Raw genomic sequence first — 750 nt, 5'->3', positions numbered from 1 at the left:
CCGGCGTCGTGGAGCAGGCTGATGGCGAGGTTGCGCAGGGTGGCCATGACCTGGGGCGCGTTGCCGGTGCGGATCTGGGATCGGTCCTCGTCGTAGGTCACGTCTCGCACGTGGTGGAGCTTGTTCTCGATGCCCCAGTGCTGGCGGACCAGGTCGCCAGCGTCGCTGGGGGCGCGGCGTGGTGGTCGGCCGAGGCGATCAGGTAGACGATCTCGACGCTCTTCTTGCGGGGTGAGCCCTTGGATTTCTTGCGCCAGGTCGTGCGGCGCAGCTGGGCGACCTGGACGGCGCCTTCAAACTGGATCCAGTCGGGCCGGTCGGCGACCTTGATGGTGCGTGCCTCGCGGCGCCCGTGCCCGGTCTCGCGCGTCGTGGAGGCCAGGACATGCTTCCAGGCCAGGTCCTTCAACGCCTGGTAGAGCGTCTTCTGGTTCGCCTTGACGGTGAACACGTAGTGCCCGCCCGCGGTGCGGATCTTGGCGGCGGTGTCGCGCTGAGTGTGCAGGGCATCCAGGGTCAGGACGGCGCCGCGCACGTCGATGACGTCCAGCAGGTCGCGCACGGCGGGGATCTCGTTGCTCTTGGCGGCGACCTTGACCTGAGCGAGCGTCGTTGTCCCGCACAGCGCGGCGACCAGGTGCGGCGCCCGGCCGGCGGGCTTGCGGGCGCCGCGGACGGTCTTCCCGTCCAGCGAGATCACCCGCAGCCCGTCGACCACCGCCAGCCGAGTGGCTGACCAGGCGCCCAGGA

At 70.1% G+C, this 750-nt stretch carries 1 protein-coding gene and 1 pseudogene; both read right to left on the bottom strand.

The genetic code is table 11. The features are described from left to right. Positions 1–131: pseudogene (locus ACYU96_RS19980) on the bottom strand (ISAs1 family transposase); the annotation flags it as partial. Then, positions 98–750, bottom strand: a 653-nt coding sequence (locus tag ACYU96_RS19975; RefSeq protein ID WP_460757687.1) for an ISAs1 family transposase, incomplete at its 5' end; no start/stop codon positions are given. The pseudogene ACYU96_RS19980 and the gene ACYU96_RS19975, both read right to left, overlap by 34 nt.

It is taken from the genome of Myceligenerans cantabricum (assembly GCF_054777735.1).
This window is presented reverse-complemented; position numbering and strand designations above follow the sequence as displayed.